Genomic DNA, 26,376 nt, shown 5'->3' with positions numbered 1-26,376 from the left:
GGTCAGCCGGCCTGGCTTCCCGGGATCGGATCCTTGCCGCCGCCGAGCGGGTTCTTCAGATCGAGCAGCAGCTCGCTCGCCAGAGCGCGGGTAGTGAATGCGAGATCGAGCGCGGTACTGTCCGCCGGGTCGTTGGCACACAATTGGGAGACGAGTCCCATGTTGGTCGTGATCATCTCGTAGGTACCCCGGTAGCTCGGCAACGGTGTCGCCTGTTCCAGCTGCAGCCCCGTGATCCCGACGAAGTCGCAATCAGCCGGAGCGTATGTCTCGACGTAGGAGAACAGCGCTCCAGCAGCGATGCCCAAGGCTGCCTGCGCTGCCGAATCGTCGATCCCAGCGTCACCACTAGCTCCGTCAGGAGAGGCCGTCTCGCCCGAGGAAGATGAAGTGGTCTCGGCTGCAGGCACGTTGATCGTGATGCACCCGGCGAGGAGCGGGGCGGACAAGAGGAGGACGGCAGCGGCCGAGAGGGAGCGGAGTTTCACGACCTCAGCGTATCGACGCCGCTCGGCATAATGGGGCTCATGCCCAAGTTCGTCACGCCCGTCGCTGTGCTCGCTGCAGCGGTCCTCCTGCTCTCTGGCTGCTCCGGCGGTAACGTCGGCGACGGCCGCCCGTGCGAGGCCGTTCCACCTGAGCTGCTGAGCGCGATCGCGGACGGCGCCAACGATGGTCCCGCGATCACCCCGATCGCCGCCGGCGCCGTGAAGTCCATCGAGCGCGGCGACGTCTACATCGTCGCGATGAGCTTCACGACACCGGGCTTCGAAGACGAGCCCGAGGTCGGCGTCTGGGGCATCGGCAGCTCGCTCACTCCCGGTTCCGGTCCCTTGGTCGCCATCGACAGCTTCGCGGCCGAGTTCACCGTGTGGCCGCACCAGATGAACGGCGAGGAGTTCTCGGTGGCCGAGGACGGCGTCGACGAGGCGAAGGCCTGCCTCGAAGGCTGAACCCAGTACCGGGCACGCCGAGCCCTTGTGGATAACTCAGAGCCCGGGCAGCCCTGATCCGTGAGACTCGACCCATGATGACGCCGCAGTCCATCAGGGACAGATACGCCGAGTTCGTTGCACGACAGATCACGGGTGGGATCGAGGATCCCGACGGTCTCCTTGAGGGTTCACTCGACGTCCTCGACGACATCATCGCCGGGCGCGAGACGCGCTTAGCTGACCGGGGTGGAGTCGGCGGCGGCTAGAGGTCAAGGTGTCGTATCGTGAGCCGATCCAGACACGAGAAGAAGTCAAGTGACCGACGATCCCGACCTGCAGGCGAAGAACGACATCCGCCGCGGGACGCTTTGCCCATCGGACGTCGATTCCTGCCCAGGTGATCGCGTCGCGCGCCCAAACGGATGCACGGACGGGCTGCCCCTGCATGGACGTTGCTCAATGAACGTCGCACCGCCGAACGCACCGTCGAGTCGCTTAGGCTGCGTCGACGCTGCTCGCCAGACAGGCACGATTCAGTCGCTGTCCCGCACGGAAGTCCGCTGAACGCTCCCAATGATGCTCAGTACTGAAGTGGAAGCGGAAGCGAGACGCGGAGCTCATCATCGATGCTCTCCTGCTGATCCTGGATAAGGTCGATGAGATAGATATAGGCGGACCTAGCAACACGAAGCGACTGGTGGGTCGCTCGGATGAGCGCCTCCGCGTCGACACTACTGTGAGCTTTTTTCGTGACGCCCGTCGGTGCAAGGTGTGTCACGTGCACGAGGCGATGGGTGCCGGCGTTACGCAGCACCTTGGCCTCGGGGTACATTCCGTCATCGTCGATGTCGTAAGCCAATTCAGCGAGGGCTGCGGCGGCGCTCACCATCTGGTCGGGCACTGGGAGTTCCGCGCGAGGTCGATCATCGTCGCGTAAGCGCCAATAGTTGAAGAAGTTCACTTTGGTAGGCTCAACACCGGACTGAAAGTGGTCGTTCGCAGCGACGGCAATCTTGTCTAGGAGGTCCAAAGTTGCGCGCTGGGCGAGAACGAGCTGTGCCGTCGGCTCACCATAGATCGAAAGGTCCAGGGTATCCGCGTAGGTGCCCGGGTCGGCAGGATCCTGCTCGAACATCGAATCCGTCAGCCGGGTTTCACCATCGTAAGCAAGGCGTCGGGCCACGAGATACTCAGCTTTGAGCACGTTCATGGAGGTGAAGATCAAGGGCGGATCAGGTGTGTCCTGGCCGACACTTACGGCTTCGATCATCGCGCTGTCCCACCGCAGATCGTCGGAGCCGAGTCCCTCGACGGCAACAGTGAGGGCCAGACGGTGGCGCTTTATCCACTGCTGATACTCATCGAGCGCGTTGCCGTCATGAGAAAGGTGTCCCTGACTTCCGGATGGAGGGAGAGCGTCCCATCGGCATGCTACTTCTTCGCCCGCAACCTCAACAGTCCGGGCACGGTGCTGCTGAGCTTGCTTGCGATACTTGTCGTATACGGCGGCGTAGTGACCGCTAAGACCGCGCCCACGGGCGGCTCTGATGCGCAGAAGTTCGGCCGCGTTCCCGTTCGTCGGATCGGCCGCTAGGGCGTCAACGTAGGCCTGGTAGGCCTCAAGCCATCGACCCGAATGATCTAGAGCGTTTCCAAGATTGCAAAGAGCCCTAGCGGGTAGGTCGCCATGCTCGGCGGAGTACCCGACCCTGGCGAAGAGCGAGCGCACGCGCCTTAGCCGGTCTCGGTCGCGAAGCTCCAGGACCGAGCGCGGGACATCTGGCTCAGCGGTATGCCACTCTTCCCGATCGACCATGTTCAAAGCGGCGAGCCCGTTGGCGATGTTGTACTCAACGTTTCCTCGGAACTCAGGGACAGATTCGTCGTCGAGAATCTGCTGCGCACATTCGATTCCGGCTGTGATGACGGCTCTGTCGCGACGATCAGTACCGAGATTCGTGAGTAGCGATGAACAGCTGAACTTCAGGGAAGACCACTGCAGGTCTCCGAGTTCGCCGTCGATCAAGGCCTGATCGGCGTCGCTCGAGAGCTCCAGTAGTTTTGCGATGGCAGCCGTGTGGCCGCCGCTCGCGAGTCGTGCGACGATGTCGCGCCGCTGGACCCATGCACTGGGAAGGCGCTCGTCCATCTTCTCCCAATCGCTCGAGGGCTCTCAGACTAGCGGTGCACGCTGACTCACCAACACGCTGGCCGGCACCGGAAACGGCGTCGCGACCAAGATCCTTGCTCTTCGCAGTCCCCAATAGGGCCGCCTCCGAGGATGGAAGACGGCCTCCTCTTAACAGAGGCTCGCAGCCATCGCCTACGCGGTGGGGTCCTCTCCAATGTCGCCTAGAAAGCTGAGGAGGCTTTCTCCATCCGCCGTTGTCCGCGACTCGAGCGCCCCAGGCCCTGTCCCGATCGTCGAGAGGTCAACCTGGACGAGCCTTTCCGCCACTAGGTCGCTGACGGCATCAAAACCACGCCGAGCCAACTCCTCGTCGCCCTCAAAAAAGTACCTGCTCAGCACCTGCCCGACGGACTGCATGTACGAGTTGCTGATCTCGCTGATCGCTTCCGGCCGATGCTTCGCAAACCACCCCTGTGGCGAACTCAGGTATCGGAGAATTCGAATGTGGCCCGGCGTGAGGGTCGAAATGAGGTCCAAATACCGTTCTCTCCTGTTGAGGTCGGTGGTCGACCAGCTTCCGGCGTTGGCGACAGCCTCAGCAAGCATCTGGCGCTTCTGCCGGTCGGCCGTCTCCCTCGCGGCTCGGAGTGTTCGATGAACAGCGGCGAGGAATTCATCGTCCGCCGGATCGAAGAACTGGCCATGTCGTGCTTCCAGGAGGGTAACTCTGGCGGCAGTCCAAGCCCAATACTCCTCATCGCGAGTGCGCTGTTTTGCAGCGACAGCTGCAGCGAGGGCTCCGCTGGCGAGGCCTCCGACAACAGGGACATTGCCAAGTAGACCAAGAGCAGCTCCGGTTACTACTCCCTTGACGGGCGATGATTCGGGAACTTCAGAGAACGGCATGATGATACTCAAGCAGATTCCGATCCGCGACGTCGAGAGAGGCCGGCAGGTGCGCTTTACACATCGTGTTTGCGCACCGCGCACGACACGAACGGAGCCATGCCGAATTGCTGTTGTGGCACGCGGACACGAAGCCACTGGAGTCACAGGTGACTCTTGCCGATTCCCGGCGAGTACACTTTACTCGCCGGAAACAGTTGGGTCGACAGCGATCTCCGACCAAGCGGGGCGATGCAGTCCGCGGCCCCGGCACGGGCCCGGGAGGGGACCAGGATCAATGTGGATAACCGGTGATGTAGAGCTGCCCGACGAAATTCTTGACGCTCATGAGCGGGGGAAACTCGTGTTCTTTGTCGGCGCAGGGGCATCACTAGCGAGCCCTTCTAATCTCCCCCTTTTTGAAGGCCTCGCTAGAAAACTCGCTCGCCGTGCGGCTCACCCCTTCTCCAAGCGCGGCGGGTTGGACTTCTTCGTAGGGCAGCTGGAGTCCCTGCCCCAGCACTTCGACGTGCATCATCACGCACGTGAGCTGATCGCCAACCCTAAGTCGAAGTTCAACTCACTGCATCGCGCCATCATCTCTCTCGCCGGCCTGGGCAGCACCTTCCGGGTCGTGACTACCAACTACGACGACCACCTGGCATCGGCCGCTGCTGAAGCGCTCGTGGCAATCCCTGACACCTGGCATTCGCCGGCATTGCCACTTGGGCGAGACTTCGCCGGTCTTGTCCATCTGCACGGCTCGGTGCTGCGCCCGAAGGAGGAGATGATCCTCACGGACCGCGACTTCGGCCACGCGTACATTACCGACGCCTGGGCAGCTCGATTCTTGCTGTCTATGTTCGCACGATTCACCGTGGTATTCGTCGGATACAGCCACGATGACGTGATCATGCGCTACCTCGCTCTAGGACTGCCATCAGAAGGCGAGCACGAAGCCACTCAGCGCTTCGCTTTTACGAATGACCCGTCGGACGCGAAGTGGAAGTACCTCGGAATTCAACCCATCGCTTATCCGGCTGTCGGGCGCAACCATGGCGCGCTGGTAGCGGCACTCGATGCTTGGGGCGAGCGCGCACGGATGAAGCAAACCGAGCACAGGGCCCTGATGCAGGCTATCGTCACTGGCGGTACTAAGCTCCCGCTGCCCGACCGCGACTACCTACAGGTACGCCTAAGCACCGAGGAAGGCGCCTTAGACTTCGCTAATGCCATTAGCACGCTGCCAGACGACGCCAAGCTCGACTGGTTGCTCTGGCTGGAAGATCTTCCCGAGTTCAAGGCGCTCTTCAATCTCCAGGATGTTACAGAGGCGCCCTCCGTCCTTGGGCACTGGTTCGCGCGAACGTTCATCCAGTCGCCCGACCTCAACGGAGCAGCCCTGCAAACGTTGCAACGCCTCGGACAGTCAATGGCGGGCTCGCTATATCAAAGCGCAACGTGGGTTATGGATGAGCTCGAGCGAGAAGATGCGACTGCCGGAGGGCGTTGGCGAGTGGTACTATCCTCATCTATTCAGGGCCATTCCTCCCCTTTGACTTCGGACCTCCTGACGCCCCTTTTGTCCGAGGGTGCGGCACCCAGCACGGCCGTGCTGCGAACGGCGCTGCGGCCCCAGCTCCGCTTGGAGCGACGATGGTACCTCGGCGAGTCCGACAATCGCGCCGTTCCGCCTGATGCCAGTATCGCGTGGAACTCGGACGAACATGGACTTTCGCAGCAGATTCGCCTCAGCGTTGAGGCAGCTCCGGCGGGCGATCGGTCGCTCGGAGGCGCTCTTCAAGAAGCACTTACGAGCGCATACGACCTCCTAGAGGCTTACCGAGGTGAGCGTCGTTGGGATCCCTTGACATTCAGTCGTTCGGCGATCGAACCGCACGCGCAAGATGGGATGCGTGAACCACTCGACGCGATTGTGGACGGCCTTCGCGACTACGGGCTGAAGGCGCTGCTAGTTCGGCCCGCACTACCCGATGAGTGGTGGGAAGTCGGCCGCGCACTGATGCGGCGCCTCGCGCTGCATCTTGTCGCTTCAGATCCCGTGCGTAGCGATGACGAGAAGCTTGAATGGGTTCTCGCTCGAACTGGCCTGTACGCGGACAACCTGAAGCACGAGATTTATCAAGTGCTCAAAGCTGCAGTTCCCAATGCAACACCAAGCTGCAAGGCGCGTGTCTTGACCGTTGTCGAGGCCGGCCCCGGCTACCCGGAGGATCTCCCGGACCATGGCCGGCATCACACGTCTGCCAGGTTGAACCTACTCGCATGGTTAACGCAGGTCGCTCCAGATTGGAGTGAGGCGCAAACCGCATTGGACTCTGTCCAGGCGCAGAATCCTGACCTCAGTGCAGGTGAACACCCTGACTTCGACACCTGGATGTCCAGCGGCACTAGGGGCGGTACGCCACCAATGCCCATCGACGACTTCATACGCGGGCTCGACGAGGACCTCTCCGGCGCCCTCGACGCGTTGCTCTCTCAAGACTACTCTGAGCGAATCTTCGAACAGCCCGACTGGTCTGATGCGCTCGAGCTCGTCGCGCTCGCCACTCAGCGCCGCCCCGATCTTGGAATGGACCTATGGGACGTAGTGGCCAGTCGTGGCGACCTCGCCGCACAACAAGGCGATCTCCACCGATCAATCGTGAACGGCTGGGCCGAGGCCGAGCTCGCCGCTCTAGGTACCGGTCCCGCCGATCGAGTCCGTTCAATGGTCGATGATCGTGACTCTGCACACGCGATCGGCCAGTTCCTGCTGAAGCAGATCCGACAAGGGATCGACTTCGAGGAGTCATCCTCAATTGTGGCCCTGAGAATATTGGCGCGCGCCCTGTGGGAGGCTCAGGGAGCGACCTACACGCATAGTGATGATTTGACGCCGCTATCATTCGCGCCGCTCTACATGAACTCATGGCCTGGATTTCTTGCGCAGTTCTGGGGTGCAGAAGTTGACCGACGCTGGCGGCACCATCGCGATGACTGGGCAGGGCTCAGCGACGAGGAATCTGAGGCCCTTGTTGCGCTACTCAGCGGCAACCGGCATTCTCTCGATGCCACCCAACCGGCTGTCGCAGGAGAGCTCTTCTTCTTTTTCTCCGCTGATGAAGACTTCGCGATCACGCATCTGCTGCCAATCTTTCGCGATGACGAGAGACATGCGTTTGGCTGGTACCCGTTTCTCTTTCACGTCAGGTGGAATGACCACCTTCTACAGGCCGGCTTGCTGGACTGCATCCTCGCCGAGATGGAGCGGCTCGAAGCGATACACGACGCAAGGCTGCAACAGAACTTTCTTGGACTAGTTGCATCGATTGTGTCCTACGCGGGCATCTCATCCGCAAACAGACGGCGACTACTTGATCAAATCGTCCTCGCATCGGACGGGGCACACGCCGTCGCATTTGCGGAAACCGTAGTGCGGTTCATCCGGTCAGATGGCGTCGATGGAGCCGAGGTGTGGCGTAGCTGGCTTGGCAAGCATGCAGAACGCCGCCTCACCGGTCAACCGCGGGTCGCGACCCCGGAAGAACTTGCCCGTTGGGCCGACGCTGTCCCCGCTGTTGGTAGGTTCACGTCCGCGGCGGCGACACTGTTCAGTGGTCACAACATCGGACTAAGCGAGCGGTCCTTCCATCCCGACCTGCCGCAGAATGCGCTCGATACACACGGCACTGCGCTCCTGGCGTTCCTCGCCGAACGGGTCAGCAACACGAGCGCGCGAGGCCACACGACAAGCTATAGGATCGCGAGACTCGTGGACGCAATTCGGGCGGCAGCTGGTGAAGAGGCTGCTCGACCGCTCATCGACGCCGCAAGGGATGGCGGATTCATCGCTGATTCGCTGTAGGTGCGGACTGCGGACGGAAGACGCCTTCGTCAGAGTCGGACGAAGTGCTGTAGCGGCCGCTCCTGCCGCTGGCTCGTGGATGAGAACATCGCCTCTGGAGGAAGGTTGCCAGCGCAGTCACTAGCCAAGTAACAGTTGCATATTGCATCTGGGTCTGCCAAGCTAACCCCGGTTCTCTCACCTCGGACGCGACTAGACGTCGGCGAGAAACGACCCGGACGAACGCGGCACCCGCCACGCAAGGACTCGGGTTGGGGGCCGGAACCCGCACTCGAAACGGACAACAATCATGCTCGAACTGGACACCACCTACACCGGTGAGGCTCTCCCGATCCGTGCCGCCGCACGGTTTCTCGGAATGAGCCCGACACCGCTTAAGAAGGGACTCGCCGCCGGCGTTATCCCCGATCTCACGCTGGCGAGCGTCGGGGCGATCAGCCTGGTCGAAGTCCTCATCGAGGTCACCAACGACGCCGGTGTGACCGTACCGGTCCTCCGCCTACCCAGCGCTGAAACGGCCGACCGGAGCACTCTGCCGATGCGGGCGTACACAGGCTACGCAGCTCACCTGAGCGATAAGGAGTTCCTCGACGCCGCTGCACGGTGGTGGAAGTCAGGCACTGACTACCCGCTTCAGGCCGGCGCGCTAATGGTCGCCTGCGGAGGCGTTGTCGTTGGATGGCTTGACATCCTCGGAGTGAAGGAACGCAACAGCGCGCATGGGATCTACTTCGACGCGCGTGTTGTCGCGCGCCTGAGCAACCGACCCGCCAATAACCGAGCGGCGCGCGGTGGCGACGTCGTCACGGGTCACGCGCGACTTCTCGATCCCGATTCCCCGAACGCCATGGATGCCGTGGCCGCAGTGGGCAAGCGTGTGCTCGGCGGCGGAGGTGGCAGCATAACCCGACTCGACTCGGCGATCCACGCCTCCCGAACGGGCGACGCGACGGTCATGGGCGATGATGCTAGAGAAGACAACACCGAGTAGCAACTTCAACAAGCACGGCTACACCCAACGGCATCTACTCCGCTGCCCGGCACAGCTGAATCGAGTAGGCGCCCCGTCGAACCGCAAGACTAGCGAGGGTGAAGGCGCCGCAGCACCAACGCCTGCAGACCGGCGACTCTCCCTCATGGTCCACGCCGGACGGAAATCATCCTTGCGGGCTTCGCTGAGTTGCTCGGGAGGGCCGGTGGGTACCGGCCGTCCCGCAAGTCTTGTACCTGCGGTGAGGGCCCCTCAGACGAAGATGGCGATGGGGATGACCTGGAAGGCTCTTCCGGGAACCCTGGAGTCAAGACTGACCTGCATAAGCTCGTCGATCTGCTCCTGCCCGATCGGCAGACCTCGCGTCTGGGACTCGAGTTGGCCCTTCACCTGACCGAGCATTGTGTCTACCGCCTCTGGCGCTATCTGACTGAGCATCTTGTTCCTCTCAAAGACAGGCATGTCTTCTCGAGGCAATGACGTCACCTTACCGAGCACCCTGTAGGAACCATCCAGAACACGGTCTTCGTCCTCGACGAGGAACCTGTCTGCGTCACAAATCGTGACTGCCGTGATGCCAGGAACGCCAGTGATCGCACCGTAGTACTCTCGGGTGTGCTCTTGCCGGAAGTCTGCCTGCAACGCCCTCGTCACGCTAGCTGCAAGATCTCTTCGAGCAGATGCCTTCATCTCAAGCTCCTGCGCCGCTGCTGCGAGACCTGCAACGTTCGTGAAGTCGATACCGTCGCGACCGGAGCGTCGAGTCGTGAATTCGACGATCGCGCCAACTAGATCTGGCGTCAGAACGTCCATGATGGACGGGAACGCCGGCGCCGTGAAAGTGGCTTGGAACTCAACGAAGTCTCCGATAGCCATGGTGTCAACGCTGTCTGCGTCCGAAAGGTCTACCAGGAGTGCCCGGTCGCGGAGCGACTGCCTAACAAGGTCAAGGTAGTAGGCCTGGGAATACACGAAGGACTGCGAGGAGCGTGAACTCGTTGTAATCGCTGTACCGCTCGACCGAGACGCGTTCGCCCCCAATTTCGCGTCTACACCCCCGGCGAGCGGGACCTTGAAGCCGCCTGCGGCCTCAGCGGACGCTGCCAGATCAAGGTTCTTCTTATCTTCGTCCGTGCGGTCCGTGTCGATGACCACGTTTGTGACAAGGGGCGCATTGAAGATCTGCTGAACTAGGCCGGCAACATGCTCCGGGTTCTGGTAGATCGACACGACAGGTGAGTACTGGCGTGCCCTCGACTCGTCCGACGCTGGCACCTCTTCAGAAACGGTCATTCGAACGCACCCCAATACACTGCGCGTAGCGCATCTTCGACCGGCGGAACAGCGTTAGTGTCTGTGCGCTCAGTGTATCCAGCGTTGACGCCCGCAACCGACACAGAGTATCGATGTTGCCCGGCGCTGGCGCCCTGGTCGGACGGGATCTTACGAAGAGCGCAAACGTTACGGTAGGCCAGATGACGCCGCGCCTCCCACGCTTCTTCGGCGCCAGTAAACTGCCTCACTAGCGAGAGATGATCCATCATCTGGTGAGCATAGCTCTTCCGCGTGCCAGAGACCCAAGGTACCTAGGGATGATTCCCGGTCCCGCACGGACGGTGGCCGCCACCGCCACATCGTCTAGATGCTCAGCAATCACCGGGAGACCTCGGATTGTCCGGTTGGACTAGAGTCGCGCCTACGGACTCCGGGGCGCTTCCTTGCCGAACTACCTGCCCGCGCGAGATGCCCGGTCCGGATGTCTCCAAGCGGACTGAAGACTGCGCTCGGCGCCTAGTCGTCGCGCTCCGAGTTCGTGGTGAGCCGAGCAAGGGAGCGGGGACCTTGTCCTATCAATCAGACGACAGGCTACTCGCGATAAATTCAGTTATCAGAGCTATCTGGCGAGAATCGGCATGGGCAGCTTCCAGATCGACCTCGTCACGCGAGTGCATCGCTCCAGTGGAGGTCGGACCCAACGGCTCAACCTTCGGCACGCCGTATGCCTGGCACGACACAGCGACTATGCAGGCGATGAACTGCCACACGCCACTGAGCGGCTCAGGGGGATGCATCGAGCAGGCACTCGAGGAGCGAACGTCGATCCGATAGACGAACTATGCATCACACGTTGGCGCTATTCGGATGGGACAAGCCCTTTTGATGCCGCGAAGTGGTAGAAGCGAGCCGCGACTCTCTCATCCACACCCTTCAGTTGAACGGCGGAGCTAATAGCGTCGCCGGTAGCAGGATCCTGCATGATGGTGAGGGCACGTCTAAGCAGAATCGACCCGATGACGAGATGCATTGTTGCCCGCACAGCATCGTCCTTCGACATCGAAGCTCTAGGCCTGCTTTCCCCTAGAGGTGCCGGCTCGGCCAACTCCTCGTGGAGAACGGAAGCCGCCGGTGAGGTGGACCGGCTTGATTCGATGAAGCTGGTCGACAGATTTGACACTTCCGAGAGCAGGGCACTCTGGTCGCAGGTCGGCAGCGAATCGAACGCTTTTGCCAGTCGGTCAGGCGATTGAACGATCACCTGATGCAGGTCTTCCGGCGACTGGGCCGCAAGTTCCCCGGAGAACCCGGCCTCGATGAGTCCCCATGCATGTCCGTAGATCGGTTTCGTCATGTTTTCTTCCTCTGCCAGTCAAGTATTGCCGTCGAGATCAGGTTAGCTAGCACAGCGAGGAGAATCGTCGTAACAACGAATGTCACCGTCTGGGGGCCAATGCCGTCAACGAGTCCACTGGACGCAGCGCCCCAGACCACAAAAGCGGCGAGGGCCAGAACGATAAGATGTGGCCAGTAGCGTCGCCCGAGCGTTTTCGGGAAGCGCTCGGTTCGCAATGAGACAACTACCCTACCGGGCGACCACCAGACTTCTCGCCAATCTGGCCCGAGTTTAGCCTGCGCGGAGCTGAGAGCATTCCAACAGTCAAAAACTAACCAACTCGTCCAGGCATGCTGGCTACAACCACCCCACTGCTGCGGCTTGTCCGCAGGCGCTGATAGGAGGTGCGTCAGACCATCGCAAACCTCTGGCCCAACACCTTCTCTGCACAACGCAGCAATCGCGTGAGGGCGTCTGGAGAAGTGGTATTCGACCCTTGACCGATTACCTGCGGCATCGAGAAAGTCTACCTCTTCGTGGGACACGTACTTCGATTTCTCGCCCCAGACATCACGCTCTCGCACGTCAGCAAGCCATCTTTCAGCGCGCTTGATGGGTGCCTCGAATGCGCCGTTTGTATTTACTTGCTGCAAAGCGATCGCCGACGTTGCAGATGCCGCGATAGAAAGGTTGCCGCGCGAATCACACCAAGCGCCCGTGTTTGGATCCATTTTGCTCACCAGGCTTCGCGCAGCCGAATCGATGGTCGGGTTTGACAGATCGTCACCCAGCGAGATCAGGGCCCGAAGGGCAATGGCTGTGCTCAGCGCTCGCCAATCGGCACCCGGCGTAATGCCCCAGCCACCGGCAGGCAGCTCCGAAGCCTCGATGAACTTACGTCCTCGTTCCATCGCCGCACGCATACTCGCCCGGTGCGCATTAAGGGACGGCCGGTCGTACATCTCGGACACAGCCAGCAATACCCAACCAGTGGCGTCCACTACTGACTGGCCGGCCGAATTGGTCACAAAGGGCCAGCCTCCGTCGGACGCCTGACTACCCAGGAGAAACTTTAGGCATGCCTGGAACTGAATCTCGCTGTCAGGAGCAGCCAACGCGAAGATCGTCATCTGAGCGGTCGCGACGTGCCCCAATCGACCCGGATCGCCCAGTCTGCGGTACCATCCGCCCTGTCCAGATACTCGGTCAAGGTGGAACGTGCTCGCTCGGAGCGAAACCAGCGCCTGCATAGACGAATCGAAGGACTCCCGGGTGATCTTCTGTCCGACCAAGGCGTGTAGCAGCCAATTCTTCATGTCAGGTCTACCTTCCGCAGGAATTCAAAAACGTGGCTTGCCTTCGCGGTATCGATATCCCACGATCGGGGAAAGGCGACCCAGTCTCCGAGCAAGGGCTCTCCTAGAGTTGTCGCAACCTTTGTTCGAAGATAGTGGTGCGGTAGGTTTGAAGGATCAAAAACTGCATGCACGGCGGCGCCTTCCCAGACCGCTATGTAAGGTACGGGGTGCTCAGAATGTTGTGCTTGAAACGATGCCCAGCTATCGAAACTGATCAGCTCGTAGTCGTCCCGAACGCTCGCCGCTAGGTCAACATTTTTGGGAAGAAAGTGAACGTGTGCGTGATAACAGTGGTCCTCGCCGTGCCCTGGCGGCACGCAGGCACCAGCTCGACCATGCTCGAATGCAGTAAACTCGCCGAATCGGTCCGATAATTCGTCCAATATCCGACGAATGACTCGGCTAGTTTTCGGGATCTGAGATGGCGGTAGTTCCGCTGAACTTGGATAGTGGTCACGCGCGACAAGCATAAAATGCCCAGGGATGAGTGGCCCGAGCGAAAACATGATCGCGAACGAATCATCCAACTGCAATACCCGATCCTGGTCCGGCAGCTCACAGAATCGACAGCCGTCCTCTACTGGACCACGGGCCATGGGTTACTCCTTCACCGATAGCAACGCGATCGCGAACAACGCGTAGTTCAAGATGTCCTGAAACTGGTCACGGAGAACTGCTGAATCAGGTTCACTACCGTCAAGAATCGAGTTCACTCGCGATACTCGCACTAAGACTTCGTCTGTGATCGTCGTGACACGCATTGACTTCCATGCGCCGTCGTAGTCGTGGTCTTTACGTTCAAGCAGTTCGCGAGTCGCCGATGTGATGGACCCGTAGGTTGCCATTGCTCGCTGAGGCGTTGCCCACCGGTCTGCGGGAGGGGATCCAAGGCGGGGGCGGTCAAACCTTCGTGGTCGAGCCTATCCAATAGCATCACCGAGTAGTTGACTACCCCGCGGTACTCTGCTTCCACATCCTCCGGGATGCGCGGCTCTACGGCACGGGACTCGAGCTCCTCGAGGCGCCGGATACGCGCAGCTTTGGTCCACACTCGATCAACTAGCGACGGCACTCGAAGAATTGCCCAGGAGTACCCGTAAGTCGCGAACTTGGCCGCGAACTCCTCACGACAGGCCAGAACCGCATTCGCGAGCTCCGTTTCGTGCCTTCCAGTTGGTTGACCTTCTTCTACGCTCATGTGCACCCTCGTAGGTTACAGGGCAGCGGTCGGCCCCAAGCAATCTGCCGGGGACACGCCCGGTCGGTGCGATCGATGCGCTGCGCCGGAACGTTCAGCCATCTCGGCGCACGCGAGACGCGGTCTTGGACCACACCCACCGATCCTACTCATCTGCTCACTGGGAGTGGTTCGATCTGCAGCTCGACCTGATCGCCGGTGGCACCCTCACGCGCACTGTCGTGTTCCCGAACGGGACGGTCCCGACACGCCTGTCGGCGAACGCCCCAGCCTCCTAGTGGACGGACACCTGGACGCGGCACGCAAGCCCGAATGGCACGACAACCTTCTTTCGCACTGAGATCATCCAGAGAGCCTGGCCCCGGTGAGATAGACCGGGCGATTGGGCAGACGCCAGCCAGTCGTCAGACGCGGCGGTCGCAGCTGTCCAGCTTTTGCCTACGGGACAGACACCCAAACGATAGCCCCTTCGGTTGACCCGCCGTGTTGATCGACCCGGAGCGGTCTCCTGCCTCCATGACCACCGTCGCAGCCGAGGCTGCGGCGATGAGTCGGTTCCGCTGGAGGAATCGCCATTTGGACGGTGTGGACCCGCAGGGTGATTCGCTGATGACGGCTCCACCGGCCTCGCGGATCCGACGGATGAGCGCATCGTGACCGGCCGGGTACGGCCGATCGACCCCGCCTGCGAGGTAGGCCACGGTCACGCCCCCGCTCCCGAGGGCGGCTCGGTGCGCCGCGCCGTCGATGCCGTACGCGGCACCCGACACGATCGCGAAGCCCCGATCGACGAGCCCGGCCGCAGCCTCGAGGGTGACGTGCTCGCCGTAACCGGACGCGGCCCGGGCCCCGACCAACGCGATGGCGCGTTCTCCCGCAGGCGCGTCGGGAGAACCGCGCAGCCAGAGGGCGTGCGGCGCGTGCACACCAAGGTGGTCGAACCCCGCATGCCAGCCCGGAGCGCCTGGCAGGAGTAGTCGGACGCCGACCTCGATCGCCGTCTCGCACGCGGCGACGAGGTCAGCCGAGACGAGACGGGGGCGCCAGCGTTCCAGCGCACTTCCGAGCACGCGGGAGGCGGGCATCGCGGCGGGATCCTCGGACTCGGCATCGGCCGACGTCGAGCCCCTCGACCACTCGCTGCCGAGGATGCGGCGCTGCAGTTCGGTCGGCCCCACCCGGTCCAGAACCGCTGACAGTGCGCCCGCAGGGCCGAGCGCACCGACCACGAGCCCGGCCACGCCATCGCCCGGTTCGGCGATCATCGTCCAGGCTGCCCGAGCGAAGGCCGCCCGTATCCCGGCGGTGCCGACGTTCTCGTCGGCCTTCGAGACGCGCTCGGCACCTCTATCTGCGCGAGGACCGTCCACGGACTCGGCCGACTCCGGGCCGCCGAGTCCATGGACGAGGCGCTCCACCAAGTCGCGGTCCAAGCCGAACCACGCAGTCATGAGATGCCCTTCCGCAGGAAGAGGGCGCGCCCCAAGTGCTCGGCTGTGGGGCTACCGGCGCCGTCGAGGTCGGCGAGCGTCCAGCTCAATCGGAGGATCCGGTCGTAGCCACGCATGGTTATGCCTCCCCGCTCGAGGGAGCGGTCCAACGCGCTGGTGACGGATCTGGGCAACCGCATCCGCGGGCTCCTGAGCCAGGTGCCGCTCGCCTGTGCGTTCGTGGTCCAGCCGGTGCCGGCCAACCGCTCGGCACTCGCGGCCCGCACCGCTTCGACGCGGGAACGGGCCTCAGCGGTGGAGACCCCGCCCTCCTGCGAGAGACTCGTCAGTGCCGAGGTGATCCGGTGCACCCGCACGCGGATGTCGATCCGGTCGAGGAGCGGCCCCGAGATCCGCCCGAGATAGCGTCGACGGGCCTGCGGTGGACAGGTACAGACGCCGTCCGCCGTGCCGTATTGACCGCAGGGGCAGGGGTTCGCGGCGAGGACGAGTTGGAAGGTGGCTGGGAACGTCGCGCTGCCGTGCGCACGATGCACGGTGACCACGCCGGCTTCGAGTGGCTGACGCAGCGAGTCGAGGACGTCGGCGCGGAACTCCGGTGCTTCATCGAGGAAGAGCACGCCGTGCGCCGCGCGCGCGGCCGCCCCAGGCCGGATCTGGCGCGAACCGCCACCGATGATCGCCGCCGCCGATGACGAGTGGTGCGGGCTCTCCCACGGTGGTCGTCGGGCGAGCGCGCCGTCCGGCGGCAGACCGATGAGCGAGCGGAGGCAGCTGACCTCGACCGCGGCCTCGGGCTCGAGGTCGGGAAGGATCTCGGGGAGCCGTGCGGCCAGCATGGTCTTGCCGGCACCGGGAGGTCCGACCATCATGACGTGGTGCCCGCCGGCCGCCGCAGCGACCATCGCGTCGACCGCCTCCGGCTGTCCGACCACGTCCGCGAGATCGAGTGGGTCGGGCATGGGCAGCCGATCGACCCGCTGTCGGACGGGTTCGAGGTCGATCGCGGACAGTTCTGCACCGTGCCAGATTGCCGCATCGCGCAGCGAGGTCGCCCCGATCACCGTGACGCCGGGCACGAGCTGCGCCTCCTCGACGTTTGCCGTCGGCACCATCACCGCGTCGTATCCGGCGCGGGCGACGGCGAGGACGGCCGGCAGCACGCCGACGAGCGGACGGAGCCGACCGTCGAGCCCGAGCTCACCGAGGTGCACGACCCGCTCGGCGGACTCCCGGCGGACAAGGCCGCCCACGGCGAGACAAGCGATCGCCATGGAGAGGTCGAAGGCGCTCCCCTGCTTGGGCAGCGACGCGGGAGACAGGTTGATCGTGAGCTTGCCACCGGGCAGCTCGCAGCCGGAGTTCGCCGTCGCACTCTTGATGCGGTGCGCGGCCTCACCGAGCGATTTGTCGGGAAGGCCGACGATCGCCATGCCCGGTACGGTCGCGGCGGCCGACGCCTCGACCTCCACGATCGCGCCGGTGAGGCCGGCGAGTGCGACCGACCAAGTGCGTGCGACGGCCATCAGGAGACTCCCCGCAGGTGCTGGAGTCGCATGTCCCCTTCGGACGGCAGCACGATGCCGACGACGTCGACGCGCATCCGCCTCGATCGCGGTCGGTGCTCAGCGCACCAGGCTCCGGCGAGGCGACCGATCCGGGCCAGCTTGCTCGGCGTGACCGCCTCAGCGGGATCACCGAAGCCGACGCCGGAACGGGTCTTCACCTCGATGAAGACCAGCGTGCCGTCGTCGTCCGCGACGAGGTCGAGTTCGCCCTGCGGGCATCGCCAATTGCGGTCGAGGATGCGGTATCCGCACGCCTCGAGATGATCCGCCGCCACCTGCTCGCCGCGTCGGCCGAGCTCGTCCTTCCGTGCCATGTGCACCTCCTGGCATCCAGCCAAGCGTGCAGACGAGGCTCGTTACCCGGAGATGGGTCTGTCGTCGACGAGCGCGTGGCGAGGCGGGCCTGTGGAGCGCTGTCGGTCGCCGGGGCCTCGCCCTACTCGTCGAGCGTGAGTTCCTTCGGGAGCTCGAAGTCACGCGAGGACAACTGCTCGACATTGACGTCCTTGAACGTGAGCACCCGGACGCTCTTGACGAACCGGTCGGACCGGTAGACGTCCCACACCCAGACGTCGGTCATGGAGAGCTCGAAGTAGAAGTCGTTCGCCGTGTCGCGTCGCACGAGGTCGACCTCGTTGGCGAGGTAGAACCGGCGCTCGGTCTCGATCACGTACTTGAACTGACCCACGACATCGCGATACTCGCGGTAGAGGGCCAGTTCGACCTCGCGGTCGTAGTCTTCGAACTCGTCTTCGTCCATGGTCTCTCCAGTCTACGTGTAGGCGGGCAGCCAGCTGCTCCGGTGGTGGAGGGTCAGGCCGTGCTGGGAGAGGGCCGACAGATGCTGCGCCGAACCGTATCCCTTGTTGCCCTCCCACCCGTACTCCGGCAGTGCCTCGTGCAACTCGATCATGAGTCGATCGCGGTGCACCTTGGCGAGGACGGACGCCGCGGCGACCGACGCGCAGTCCCGATCCGCTTTGACCCTCGTGGTGATGGTGAGCGGTCGCTGGAGCGCCCGGCTCAGCCAGTCGCTGTTGCCGTCGAGCAGGACGGTCGATCCCGTGACGTCCGCGCCGACGGCGTGCAGTTCGAGCAGCGCCCGACGGCCGGCGAGTCCGAGGCACGCGGTGATACCGAGCTCGTCGACCTCAGCAGGGCTGGCGAGCCCGACAGCACCGTACATCACCCACTCGCGGGCCAGCGGTTCCAGGCGGGTCCTCGCTCGCTCGCTCAACAGCTTCGAGTCGCGGAGTCCCTCCGGGAACGGCCCGCACGCCGGGGCGACGACCGCGGCACCGACGGCCACCGGGCCGGCGATCGCTCCGCGACCCACCTCGTCCATGCCGATGACCGACGGGACACCCGCGGCGAACAATTCGTGCTCGACTTCGAGGGTCGGTTCGCTGACGGCCATCACTCCTCTTCTGGGGCGGGGATGCCCTGGAAGACGGTCGGGTAGTTGTCGAGCCAGGCCCAGTTGCTGGACGGCCAGGTGATGACGAACGCGCGCCCGACGACGTTGTCGATCGGGACGAAGCCACCACCGGGTGTGTCGCCGTTGTACCGGGAGTCCTTCGAGTTGTACCGGTTGTCGCCCATGACCCACAGCGAGCCCTCGGGGACGACGATGTCGAACGGATCTCCGGACACCTTCTCGGTGCCGACCGGGAGCTTCACGTACGGTTCGTTCAGCGGCACCCCGTTGACCGTCATCTGCCCGAGGGGGTTGCAGCACGACACGTGGTCGCCCGGCAGGCCGATGACGCGTTTGATGAGGTGGTCGTCGCTGTCGGGAGCGACGAGGCCGAAGATCGACAGCACCCATTCGACGGCTGCGGTGACGGGAGGCTGCGGAGCCTCGACCGTCTGCGGGAGCCATCCGCCCGGATCCTGGAAGACGACCACGTCGCCTCGGTTCAGCGAGACCACGTCGGGGACGAGCTCGTTCACCAGGATGCGGTCCTGGATCTGCAGCGTGTTCTCCATCGACCCGGACGGGATGTAGAACGATCGCACGAGGAAGGTCTTGATGAGGAAGGAGACCAGCAGCGCGACCACGAAGATGATGAGGAGGTCGCGAAGGAAGAGCAGCGCTCCGCGTTTGCCGCGGGGGCGCTGCTGGTGGTCGGGCGACGCGTCTGCCGCCAGGGAATTGTCTGTCATTTAACCGCCTGAGCTCCCCACCAGCTTATCCGGTGGGGAGCTCAGGAATGATCGCGGAGGGCGACCGGGAGGACGACTAGTTGTCGCGCTTCTCCTTGATCTTCGCCTTCTTGCCACGGAGTTCGCGGAGGTAGTACAGCTTCGCGCGACGGACGTCACCGCGGGTGACGACCTCGATGTGGTCGATGTTCGGGGAGTGCACCGGGAAGGTACGCTCGACGCCGACCTGGTAGCTCACCTTGCGGACCGTGAAGGTCTCGCGGACACCCTCGTTGGAGCGGCCGATGACGACACCCTGGAAGACCTGGATACGGGACTTGTTGCCCTCGATGATGTTCACGTGCACCTTGACGTTGTCGCCGGCGCGGAAGTCGGGGATGTCCGACTTGAGGGATGCTGCATCGACTGAGTCGAGAATGTGCATGATGATTCCATCTCTGCGACCGCCACAGGTCGACCGCTGAATACGTTCGGAAGGAAGAGTGTGCCCGATGCCGGCGTTCCCCTGTGGCAGAACTGCGGAGGCACAAACAGCAATTGTGTCATGAAAGGGCCCCGGATGGGAAACCGGGCCCCGGACAGTGCTGGCGTCAGCGGCGGATGCGATCGCTCAGCGGTGCTCGTCGGGCTTCGACTCCTCGATCACGATGAACTCGCCGCCGTCGATCGGACCGGGATCGAACCGCGGCTGCGGCGGGATCGCCGATCCGGGGACCGTGCCTGGCCCGGCTGCAGCGGCCATGCGCTCGAATTCGGCCATCGTCTCCCGGGCGCGGCGTGCCGTCTCGGAGATGAGTTGCGCGATGACGCCCCAGAAGGCGGCGAGGCCCGCGACGACGCCGAGGACCGCCCAGAGGGCGACGCCCGAGCTGAAGGAGCCGAAGCAGATGATCGTGATGTGCCAGAGCGTGAGCAGGCCGACGTCCGTCCACGACACGAGCTTCGTCGTGCGGACGCTGGCCCGGGCGGAGATGAGGAACGCGATCGCGGCGAGCGCGATGGCGAGGATCGGCATGGCGATGAAGAGCCCGAACAGGCTCCAGCCGCTCTCGCCGAAGAGGCCCCATCCGACGAACGGCCAGGCGGGCAGCACGAAGATCGCGGCGAATCGCCAGTAGTAGAACGCCCGACGGATGATCATGCCTCTCAGGCTACCGCCGGGCTCCTGAGCGCGCACTGGTCGTTCGCTGTCGGCCGATGTCGGTCCCGGCCCGAGTGGTCAGAGGAGCTTGCGCTGCAGGGCCCAGGCGGCGAGTTCGTGGCGCGAGGACAGCTGCAGCTTGCGCAACACGCTCGACACGTGGGTCTCCACGGTCTTCACGGAGATGAACAGCTCCGTCGCGACCTCCTTGTAGGCGTAGCCGCGGGCGATGAGGCGCATGACCTCCTGCTCACGGGCGGACAGCCGGTCGAGCTCGTCGACGGACTCCGCGGTCTCTCCCGTCACGGCGCCGAAGGCGTCCAGGACGAAGCCCGCGAGGCGAGGCGAGAAGACCGCGTCGCCGTCGTCCACCCGCCGTGCGGCCTCCGCGACCTCGGCACCCGAGGAGCTCTTCGTGATGTAGCCGCGTGCACCGGCCCTGATCACCCGGACGACGTCCTCGGCGGCGTCCGAGACGCTGAGCGCGAGGAACCGGGTGGCGGGCGCGGTCGTCACCGAGCCGGCGATCACGTCCGCGCCACCGCCGCCGGCCCCACCAGGCAGGTGGACGTCGAGCAGCACGACCTGCGGGCGCGTCTCCCCGATCACCCGGATCGCCTCCTCCACGTCGCCGGCCTCCCCCAGCACCTCGATGCCGGGATCGAGTTCGCTGCGCAGCCCGGAACGGAAGATCGAATGGTCGTCGACGATCACGACGGTCAGTGGTCGGTCGCTCATGGTCGGCTCCTCGGAACGGTCGGGACGGTGTCGGGCTGCGGCGCTGTCGCCGCGGCGTCGTGGACGGGCAGGACGAGACGGACCTCGGTACCTCGTCCGCCTGGCCTCGAACGGATGGTCGCCTCGCCACCGATGCGCTGCATGCGGCCGATGATCGACTCCCGCACCCCGAGGCGGTCCCGCGGGACCTGTTCCAGGTCGAAGCCGGGGCCGCGGTCGGAGATCGACACCTCGATCCGCTGCGGTGCCGTCTCCAGATAGACGGAGACGTCGCCGCCGGCGTGACGTGCCGCGTTGAGCACGGCCTCCCGTACGGCGGCGAGGAGCGGCTCCGGAGCGTCGTCGATCGCGCGCCCGACCGCGACGACGTCGACGCGCACCGCGTGGTCGGCCTCCACCGCGGCCGCGATGGTCCGCAGCTCGGTCGCGAGGTCGCCCGTCGGAGCGGTCCCGCCGGAGAAGAGCCAGTTCCGCAGCTCGCGCTCCTGCGCCCGCGCGAGACGGGACGCCTCACTCCCCGGACCGGCCTGCTGCTGGATGAGCGCGAGTGTCTGGAGCACGGAGTCGTGCAGGTGCGCGGCGATCTCAGCGCGGTCGGCCTCTCGCATCCGCGCGGCACGCTCGTCGGCGAGGTCGCGATTGAGCTGGAGCGCCCAGGGGGCGATGACCACGGCGACCCCGAGCAGCACGGCGATCGCTGCGACGATGACCGTCCACATGTTCGGGCGGTCACCGGTGACGAAGAACAGGAGGATGCCGAGGACGACGAGGACGAGCGCACCGAGCACGCGGATCAGGAGGGCACGTGAGCCCTCACCGCGACCACGCTCGCCGAACTGCCGCCACGCGAGTGCGGCTCCCGCGAGGACGACGATGACGGGGATGACGGCCTCGAGCGGGATGTCCAGCCCGGTCCGGGTCGCGATCAGTGCGGTCCCGGCCGCGAGCAGGGCGATCCCGAGCAGCACCTCCGTGATCGGCGCGCGACGGGGGCCGTCGAGGTCGCCGCCGTCATCGGTCGAGGCCGGCCGGAGCAGGTGCTCCCGAGGATCGAGCGGTGCGTCCGCACCCTGCGTCGGCGTCATGACCCACAGCCACACGTAGAGGAGCAGGCCCGCTCCGCCGCAGCACGCGAGGATGACCGTCGCCGTCCGGACCGCGGCGACGGGGAGACCGGTGTGCTCGGCGAAGCCGGCGCAGACACCGCCGAGCAGGCGGCGCCTCGGACGGATCATCACCTCGGTTCCCATGGAGCCATCCAAGCAGTTCGGGGTGCGGTCGGCACCCTGGGACGGCAGGATCAGGGTGCACTCAGGGTCATGCCTGATAGGCCCGACCCGGATGCTTCGCCAGAATCGGACCATGACGAACCACAGCACGCCGCCCACCGGAGCAGAACCGGGGGCACCAGCCCCGCAGGATCCGACGACCCGCTTCTTCGACTGGTGGCGGTCCACCGGTCTCCGTCGCTCGAGTGACTCGTGGCTCGGCGGTGTCGCCGGGGGTGTCGCGGCCCGGCTCGGCCTCGATCCGATGATCGTGCGCGGAGCAATCATCGTCATCGCGATCCTGGGCGGGCCGGTCCTCTTCGTCTACGCCGCGGGCTGGGCGCTCATCCCCGACCAGCAGGGTCGGATCCACCTCGAGCGTGCGATCCGGGGCGTCTTCGACCCGGCGATCGTCGCGATCGGCATCCTCGCGGTCCTCACCGTCGTGCCGTTCATGCGCGGGCTCTGGTGGGACGGCGTGCCGCACGCCTGGAACCTGCCCGGGTGGCTGGAATCGACCATGACCGCCGGCTGGGTGATCGCCCTGGTCGCCGCAGCGGTCTGGCTGATCGTGATGTTCTCCCGCCGCGACCCTGGACGGGCGGCTCCGCCTGAGACACCGCCGCAGCGCGACCCGTGGACCAGCGACGCCTCGATCCCGAAGCCGACGGCACCATCGCCCACGACCTCCCCCTCGGGCCCTGCCGGCCCGGCCCCGGCCTTCCCAGGTGCCGCGAACCCGGTGTCGCTCGCGAAGGTCGACGGTTCGCCAGGTGATGCGGGCGCGACCGTCCCGCTCCCTGGAACCACCACCGCCACCGCCACCGCGTGGGACGGGGCTCCGAGCCAGCAGCGCGGCTGGACGAGTCAGGAGTTCCGGGACGAGATGAGCCGCCAGCGAGCCGAGCAGCAGGCCGAGCGTGAGACGAAGGCTCGTGAACGTCGTGCCCAGCACCCTGGAGCGGCCTTCGTGGCGATCGCCCTCGGACTGGCGCTGCTCGCCGGCGCCGGCGCGGCCGTCATCGCGGCGAGCGCCGGGTCCTCGGTCCCGGTCGTCGCGGTCATCGGGCTCGCCGCAGCGCTCGGTGCGCTCGCCGTCGCGACGATCGTCGCGGGCATCAGCGGACGTGACAGCGGCTGGCTCGGGCTCTTCACCTGGGCCGCCGTGATCTCCTTGCTCGCCACCGGGGTGTTCCCACTCGGCTCCTCCTTCCTCCCGGTCGGACGCACGACCTGGACCGTGACGTCGACGGATGCGGACGACCGACGCGGCTACGTGATGATCGCCGGCCAACCCACGCTCGACCTCGGCGAGCTCGCCGACGACGACGCCTTGCGCGGTGGCACGATCGACGTGTGGATCCTCGCAGGAGAGGTCGACGTGCTCATCCCCGAGGACGTGCCGGTGATCGTCGAGTTCTCAGCGATCGCGGGCACCCTCGAGACGGGACGCGATGGTCGGGACCGGACGGACCGCCGCGGCGGAGCCCTCTTCCAGGATGAGGCACGGTACGGACGTACGGCGTCAGGAGACACGACGCGGGTACGGGTGTGGACGGTCGCCGGCAGCGCCGTCGTGACCGAGGAAGCGGAGGCGGGACGATGAGCGAACAGGACGACCGGACCGGAGCGACGAGCATGTCGTTCCCAGTCGACGCGGCGACGGAATCGGCTCCGTCGGAGACCGATCAGACGGCCGCCGTGGAGTCGGACGCCACGCGGCCGACCACTGCGCAGTCGGCCACAGCGCCGAAGGCCGGTGAGCCGAGAACCGATGTCGGCCCGACGGATCGGGGTGGTCGGGCGCCGCGCTTCGGCACGATCCTCTGGGGCGTGCTCCTGCTCGTCTTCGCCGGGGCCATGCTCGTCACCAACCTCACCGAGGTGCGCATCGACCCCCTGGGGTGGATCACCGGGGCGATCATCGCGACCGGGGCCGTCCTCGTCGTCGCCGGCATCGCCGCCGCCGTGCGACGTCGGCCCTGACAACCGTCACGCACAGGACCCCGGCGCTCTCAGGCGTCCGGCCCGTCAGCGGGCAGCAGATCCGGGCGGACCTCGCGGGTCCGCTCGATCTGCTGCTGACGACGCCAGGTGGCGATCGCACCGTGGTTGCCGCTCAGCAGCACCGGCGGTACCGGGAGTCCTCGCCACTCGGCGGGCTTCGTGTAGCTCGGGTACTCGAGGAGCCCGTCTTCGTGCGACTCCTCGACCAGACTCTCGGGGTTGCCGACGACCCCCGGGACGAGCCGACCGATCGCCTCGATCATCGCCATCACGGCGACCTCTCCCCCGTTGAGGACGTAGTCGCCGAGGCTCACCAGGCGGACCCGCGCTCGGCTGGCGGTGTGGTCGAAGACGCGGTGGTCGATGCCCTCGTACCGGCCGCAGCCGAAGACGAGGTGCGGCTCGGCCGCGAGCTCGCGGGCCATGGCCTGCGTGAACACCTCACCCGCCGGAGACGGGAAGATGACGAGCGGCTCCTCCTCGGTGTCGTCACCCAGGATGCCGTCGAGCGCCTCACCCCAGGGCTCCGGCTTCATGACCATGCCGGCTCCCCCGCCGTACGGGGTGTCGTCGACGGTGCGGTGACGGTCGTGCGTCGAATCCCGCAGGTCGTGGACGTCCCATTCGATGAGCCCGCTCTGCTTCGCCTTGCCGAGCAGCGAGAGGTCCAGGGCATCGAAGAAGGTCGGGAAGATCGTGACGATGTCGATGCGCATGAGGAGCAGTCTATTCGCGCGACGGTCGTCGTCCCGGTCGCGCCGGTCAGCCCGACAGTCCGGCCGAAGCCTCCTCGTAGCGGTCGACCACGAGGTCGACGATGCCGGGATCGGGAACCTCTCCGAGGTGCAGGAGCGGCTGCGTCACGAGGTCCGCTCCCGCCTCCTCGAGCAGCCTCGCGAAGTAGCCGGGCGCCAGCAGGTAGGTGGCGATGATGACCCGCCCTCGCGGTCGGCTCGTTCGCGCCGCCGCCACCGCGTCGGGCACCGACGGCTGAGCCGCGGAGACGAACGCCGTCTCGACCGGCACACGCAGTCGCGATTCCAGCCGACGTCCCATGTCGACGCAGTCGGCGACGGCCCTGGCGTCGGTGGACCCGGCCGCTCCGAGCACGATCCGATCATCCGGCGTCACGTGCAGCGCCTCCAGTCGCCTGGCGAGGACCGTCACGAGGCGGTCGTCCGGTCCCATCGCCCGCCCGAGTGCCGTCGGCCGATCCGTCGCGTCGAGGTCCTCGACGAGGTCGACGTGGACGTGGAACCCCGCGGACAGGAGCAAGGGCACGACCACCGCGGGCCGCTCGGGCTCGATCGAACCGAGAGTGGCCGGGACGTCGGGCTGCTGGACGTCGACGAAGCCGCCGGCGACGTGGAGGTCGGCACGCGCCCGTCCGACGGCGTCGACGAGCGCGGCGACGGAGGCCTGTCCGATCGGGCAACTCGTCCCGTGGGACACGGCCAGGAGCGCCGGACTCGTCCGCGTGCGCGTCTGCGGGCGGCGCGCCGCGGTCTCGAGCAGGGTCATGCGTCCTCCCCCAGCTCGATCTCCACGAAACCGCCCACGATGCGGGTGCGGAAGGTCTGGAGGAAGAGGTTCGGGTCGGTGAAGCACTCACCCGTGCCGAGGTCGTACACCTGCTTGTGCAGCGGTGACGCGATCGTCGGTCGCTCCCCTCGGGAACCGACGATGCCGCGAGCCATCACCGGCGCGTCCGTGTGCGGGTCCCGATGGTCGACGGCGTAGACCTCATCGGCCCCGATACGGAACACCGCGATCTGCCGGGCTCGGAGCAACGCCACCTCGCCCCAGGAGAGCTCGAGGTCGTCGATGGCGCAGACGCGTCGCCACTCGGCGAGCGCCGTCCGCCCGGTGTGCTCCTGCATCGTGATGCTCATCGTCGGCCTCCTGGTCGTGCGTCGGAGCACCGACGCTACGGGTGGGGTGTTTCGTCGGATCACCCGTGACGTTTCCGTGAGGTGAAACCGACCTCACATCCGCCCGGGCGTCGTGTGCGGTCCTGGACGCGTTCGGGACACATGCGGGCAACGGTCCGGAAACGCCGC

Annotated in this window: 28 protein-coding genes; 6 read left to right on the top strand and 22 right to left on the bottom strand. The window is 65.2% G+C overall.

What is annotated here, in order from left to right:
- Positions 1-2: 2 nt before the first annotated feature.
- Positions 3-488, bottom strand: a complete 486-nt coding sequence (locus FGL15_RS17110) for a hypothetical protein (RefSeq protein ID WP_124769121.1) — start codon at positions 486-488, stop codon at positions 3-5.
- A 39-nt stretch (positions 489-527) separates the two neighbouring features.
- Between FGL15_RS17110 and FGL15_RS17105 the strand changes: the two genes are divergently transcribed.
- Together FGL15_RS17105 and FGL15_RS20410 are read left to right on the top strand one after the other, a co-directional pair.
- The gene (locus FGL15_RS17105) at positions 528-953 is read left to right on the top strand and encodes a hypothetical protein (protein ID WP_124769120.1); all 426 of its coding nucleotides are present in this window, start codon (positions 528-530) and stop codon (positions 951-953) included.
- A gap of 74 nt (positions 954-1,027) precedes the next feature.
- Positions 1,028-1,201, top strand: coding sequence for a hypothetical protein (locus FGL15_RS20410; protein WP_164486935.1), 174 nt, complete (start codon positions 1,028-1,030; stop codon positions 1,199-1,201).
- A gap of 314 nt (positions 1,202-1,515) precedes the next feature.
- Here FGL15_RS20410 and FGL15_RS17100 read toward each other — a convergent pair whose 3' ends face one another.
- A complete protein-coding gene (locus FGL15_RS17100) occupies positions 1,516-3,084 on the bottom strand; it encodes an LA2681 family HEPN domain-containing protein (protein WP_138946833.1) in 1,569 nt (522 codons plus the stop codon).
- Positions 3,085-3,258: 174 nt separating this feature from the next.
- Positions 3,259-3,972 carry a hypothetical protein gene (locus FGL15_RS17095; protein WP_124769118.1) on the bottom strand — a complete coding sequence of 238 codons (714 nt, stop codon included), beginning with the start codon at positions 3,970-3,972 and terminating at the stop codon, positions 3,259-3,261.
- A gap of 460 nt (positions 3,973-4,432) precedes the next feature.
- Here FGL15_RS17095 and FGL15_RS17090 point away from each other — a divergent pair, with 460 nt between their 5' ends.
- Together FGL15_RS17090 and FGL15_RS17085 are read left to right on the top strand one after the other, a co-directional pair.
- Positions 4,433-7,819, top strand: coding sequence for an SIR2 family protein (locus FGL15_RS17090; protein WP_164486934.1), 3,387 nt, complete (start codon positions 4,433-4,435; stop codon positions 7,817-7,819).
- 289 nt (positions 7,820-8,108) lie between these two features.
- The gene (locus FGL15_RS17085; RefSeq protein ID WP_124769116.1) at positions 8,109-8,810 is read left to right on the top strand and encodes a hypothetical protein; all 702 of its coding nucleotides are present in this window, start codon (positions 8,109-8,111) and stop codon (positions 8,808-8,810) included.
- Between the two features lie 252 nt (positions 8,811-9,062).
- On the opposite strand, the gene FGL15_RS17080 is transcribed toward FGL15_RS17085, so the two are convergent.
- From FGL15_RS17080 to FGL15_RS17005, 16 genes are all read right to left on the bottom strand, one after another.
- Complete coding sequence (locus tag FGL15_RS17080; RefSeq protein ID WP_138946831.1) at positions 9,063-10,040, bottom strand: hypothetical protein; 978 nt, start codon at positions 10,038-10,040, stop codon at positions 9,063-9,065.
- A 904-nt stretch (positions 10,041-10,944) separates the two neighbouring features.
- Positions 10,945-11,439 carry a hypothetical protein gene (locus FGL15_RS17075; RefSeq protein WP_124769114.1) on the bottom strand — a complete coding sequence of 165 codons (495 nt, stop codon included), beginning with the start codon at positions 11,437-11,439 and terminating at the stop codon, positions 10,945-10,947.
- Positions 11,436-12,737 carry a prenyltransferase/squalene oxidase repeat-containing protein gene (locus FGL15_RS17070; RefSeq protein WP_124769113.1) on the bottom strand — a complete coding sequence of 434 codons (1,302 nt, stop codon included), beginning with the start codon at positions 12,735-12,737 and terminating at the stop codon, positions 11,436-11,438. Before FGL15_RS17070 ends, FGL15_RS17075 begins: the two co-directional genes overlap by 4 nt.
- Complete coding sequence (locus FGL15_RS17065; protein WP_124769112.1) at positions 12,734-13,375, bottom strand: HIT family protein; 642 nt, start codon at positions 13,373-13,375, stop codon at positions 12,734-12,736. The genes FGL15_RS17070 and FGL15_RS17065 overlap by 4 nt, the downstream gene beginning before the upstream one ends.
- A gap of 3 nt (positions 13,376-13,378) precedes the next feature.
- Positions 13,379-13,624 (bottom strand): DUF1599 domain-containing protein, encoded by a 246-nt coding sequence (locus FGL15_RS21600; protein ID WP_138946830.1) that lies wholly within the window; start codon positions 13,622-13,624, stop codon positions 13,379-13,381.
- Positions 13,507-13,977, bottom strand: a complete 471-nt coding sequence (locus tag FGL15_RS21595) for a DUF1599 domain-containing protein (protein WP_138946829.1) — start codon at positions 13,975-13,977, stop codon at positions 13,507-13,509. Before FGL15_RS21595 ends, FGL15_RS21600 begins: the two co-directional genes overlap by 118 nt.
- 404 nt (positions 13,978-14,381) lie before the next feature.
- Positions 14,382-15,428 carry a DNA-processing protein DprA gene (locus FGL15_RS17050; protein ID WP_240773589.1) on the bottom strand — a complete coding sequence of 349 codons (1,047 nt, stop codon included), beginning with the start codon at positions 15,426-15,428 and terminating at the stop codon, positions 14,382-14,384.
- The gene (locus FGL15_RS17045; RefSeq protein ID WP_138946828.1) at positions 15,425-16,954 is read right to left on the bottom strand and encodes a YifB family Mg chelatase-like AAA ATPase; all 1,530 of its coding nucleotides are present in this window, start codon (positions 16,952-16,954) and stop codon (positions 15,425-15,427) included. Before FGL15_RS17045 ends, FGL15_RS17050 begins: the two co-directional genes overlap by 4 nt.
- Positions 16,954-17,310 (bottom strand): YraN family protein, encoded by a 357-nt coding sequence (locus tag FGL15_RS17040; protein WP_138946827.1) that lies wholly within the window; start codon positions 17,308-17,310, stop codon positions 16,954-16,956. The genes FGL15_RS17045 and FGL15_RS17040 overlap by 1 nt, the downstream gene beginning before the upstream one ends.
- 122 nt (positions 17,311-17,432) lie before the next feature.
- Positions 17,433-17,756 carry a DUF2469 domain-containing protein gene (locus FGL15_RS17035; RefSeq protein WP_071260887.1) on the bottom strand — a complete coding sequence of 108 codons (324 nt, stop codon included), beginning with the start codon at positions 17,754-17,756 and terminating at the stop codon, positions 17,433-17,435.
- Between the two features lie 12 nt (positions 17,757-17,768).
- The gene (locus FGL15_RS17030; RefSeq protein WP_138946826.1) at positions 17,769-18,413 is read right to left on the bottom strand and encodes a ribonuclease HII; all 645 of its coding nucleotides are present in this window, start codon (positions 18,411-18,413) and stop codon (positions 17,769-17,771) included.
- Positions 18,413-19,162 (bottom strand): signal peptidase I, encoded by a 750-nt coding sequence (gene lepB, locus FGL15_RS17025; protein ID WP_138946825.1) that lies wholly within the window; start codon positions 19,160-19,162, stop codon positions 18,413-18,415. Before lepB ends, FGL15_RS17030 begins: the two co-directional genes overlap by 1 nt.
- Before the next feature lie 76 nt (positions 19,163-19,238).
- Complete coding sequence (gene rplS / locus FGL15_RS17020) at positions 19,239-19,586, bottom strand: 50S ribosomal protein L19 (protein WP_056006851.1); 348 nt, start codon at positions 19,584-19,586, stop codon at positions 19,239-19,241.
- Positions 19,587-19,772: 186 nt separating this feature from the next.
- Entirely contained in the window at positions 19,773-20,303 is a 531-nt protein-coding gene (locus FGL15_RS17015; protein WP_138946824.1) for a hypothetical protein, read from the bottom strand.
- 78 nt (positions 20,304-20,381) lie between these two features.
- Positions 20,382-21,041 carry a response regulator transcription factor gene (locus FGL15_RS17010; RefSeq protein WP_071260891.1) on the bottom strand — a complete coding sequence of 220 codons (660 nt, stop codon included), beginning with the start codon at positions 21,039-21,041 and terminating at the stop codon, positions 20,382-20,384.
- Positions 21,038-22,291 carry an ATP-binding protein gene (locus FGL15_RS17005; protein WP_138946823.1) on the bottom strand — a complete coding sequence of 418 codons (1,254 nt, stop codon included), beginning with the start codon at positions 22,289-22,291 and terminating at the stop codon, positions 21,038-21,040. Before FGL15_RS17005 ends, FGL15_RS17010 begins: the two co-directional genes overlap by 4 nt.
- A gap of 112 nt (positions 22,292-22,403) precedes the next feature.
- On the opposite strand from FGL15_RS17005, the gene FGL15_RS17000 reads away from it, so the two are divergent.
- On the top strand, positions 22,404-23,915 hold the full coding sequence (locus FGL15_RS17000; RefSeq protein WP_168223426.1) for a PspC domain-containing protein: 1,512 nt from the start codon (positions 22,404-22,406) through the stop codon (positions 23,913-23,915).
- Entirely contained in the window at positions 23,912-24,295 is a 384-nt protein-coding gene (locus FGL15_RS16995) for a hypothetical protein (protein ID WP_138946821.1), read from the top strand. The genes FGL15_RS17000 and FGL15_RS16995 overlap by 4 nt, the downstream gene beginning before the upstream one ends.
- Positions 24,296-24,324: 29 nt before the next feature.
- Here the strand turns inward: FGL15_RS16995 and trmD are convergent, their stop codons facing one another.
- The 3 genes from trmD to nirD are packed head-to-tail and all read right to left on the bottom strand — an operon-like array spanning position 24,325 to position 26,208.
- Positions 24,325-25,032, bottom strand: coding sequence for a tRNA (guanosine(37)-N1)-methyltransferase TrmD (gene trmD / locus FGL15_RS16990; protein WP_138946820.1), 708 nt, complete (start codon positions 25,030-25,032; stop codon positions 24,325-24,327).
- Positions 25,033-25,078: 46 nt separating this feature from the next.
- The gene (locus tag FGL15_RS16985; RefSeq protein ID WP_138946819.1) at positions 25,079-25,837 is read right to left on the bottom strand and encodes a sirohydrochlorin chelatase; all 759 of its coding nucleotides are present in this window, start codon (positions 25,835-25,837) and stop codon (positions 25,079-25,081) included.
- On the bottom strand, positions 25,834-26,208 hold the full coding sequence (gene nirD, locus FGL15_RS16980) for a nitrite reductase small subunit NirD (protein WP_086473563.1): 375 nt from the start codon (positions 26,206-26,208) through the stop codon (positions 25,834-25,836). Before nirD ends, FGL15_RS16985 begins: the two co-directional genes overlap by 4 nt.
- Between the last annotated feature and the right edge of the window lie 168 nt (positions 26,209-26,376).

This window comes from Plantibacter sp. M259 (assembly GCF_006065115.1).
In the GTDB taxonomy this organism is placed as follows: Bacteria; Actinomycetota; Actinomycetes; order Actinomycetales; family Microbacteriaceae; genus Plantibacter; species Plantibacter auratus.
This window is presented reverse-complemented; position numbering and strand designations above follow the sequence as displayed.